Source organism: Candidatus Acidianus copahuensis (assembly GCF_000632495.1).
GTDB lineage: Archaea > Thermoproteota > Thermoprotei_A > Sulfolobales > Sulfolobaceae > Acidianus > Acidianus copahuensis.
In genome coordinates this window covers 1-1,029 of sequence record NZ_JFZT01000060.1, presented here as the reverse complement: position 1 = coordinate 1,029, position 1,029 = coordinate 1, and the positions used below count along the sequence as shown (strand labels likewise).

Sequence of the window (1,029 nt, the reverse complement as noted above, 5' to 3'; positions counted from 1 at the left end):
AATAAGTTTAAAACTGCAATAGAATCCCTATCAGCTTGAAAACCACACTTCTTACACTTAAAGAGTCTGTGTCCAACCTCAACCATTTCTTCACCGTCGTAAGGGCAATGAGTTGAAGTATAGTGTGGTGGTACAGTAACCACAGCTATACCGTGCTTAAACCCTTCCCAAGATATCCAAAACTGAAGAGTACGGTAAGCCATGTATTGAAACCTCTCCCTCCAAGACTTCTTCAGATCAGGTTGTCTCTCGTTGAGCCCGTTTAAGTCCTCTAGTATTATTGTGTCCTTACCTAACCGTTTAGCGTAGTTTATAACCCTGATAGCTTCTTTCCTAGCCCAATCAACAAGATCATCGTGTATATTCTGGTGCACAGCGACTATCCTTAACAACACCCTCTTTAGAGACCTCCATGCTGGATATTTCTTTTGAAGGGTCGACACATATCCTCTCTTAGGATTATTGTCCTGGTTAGTACCCCTTCATCGGAGGACATATAAGATACCACATAGATCAAAGCTTTTAAAAAATAACCCCGCCTTAAAAGGCGAGGCTTGAGTAGTTGTCATAGATCCTTTCAGTTATTATCATTCCTATTGGCGTTTAAAAAGGAACTACAGTTGACAACTACAGTTTACCCTATTGATCTTGATACAAACCTCTATGCCCTTGATGGGATAACAGTTGATGGTAAGGAGGTTCATGAGAGCATCAAGGATACATTAACGATGAAAGTATCGATGAGTAATAAGGGGGCTAAAGTATAGTCTATATTGTCTAAGAAGAAAGGATCATGAAAGAAGTCTTGGAATTCATTTTTATTATTACTAAGAGAATTTTAATACTTATTGACTGAAAGGTATATCAAACTTATTTTAAAGGAAAAAATATATACTATAAACTTTAGTTATAACTTATTATGACCTATTCTGAAGAAATAACCATTTCAGAAGACAAAAGTACAGTTATGCAAATAATAGCCGATCCATTTAAGTTTTCTGGAATGACGGGCCATATTTCTATACTAGG

The 1,029-nt window shown here is 37.0% G+C and carries 2 protein-coding genes; one reads left to right on the top strand and one right to left on the bottom strand.

All coding sequences use genetic code 11. The annotated features are described in order from the left end of the window. Positions 1 to 443: IS200/IS605 family accessory protein TnpB-related protein (locus tag CM19_RS11290; protein WP_150111439.1), on the bottom strand; the 443-nt coding region annotated here is incomplete at its 3' end. A gap of 153 nt (positions 444 to 596) precedes the next feature. Here CM19_RS11290 and CM19_RS13145 point away from each other — a divergent pair. Then, positions 597 to 767, top strand: a complete 171-nt coding sequence (locus CM19_RS13145; RefSeq protein WP_160164884.1) for a hypothetical protein — start codon at positions 597 to 599, stop codon at positions 765 to 767. Positions 768 to 1,029 lie beyond the last annotated feature (262 nt).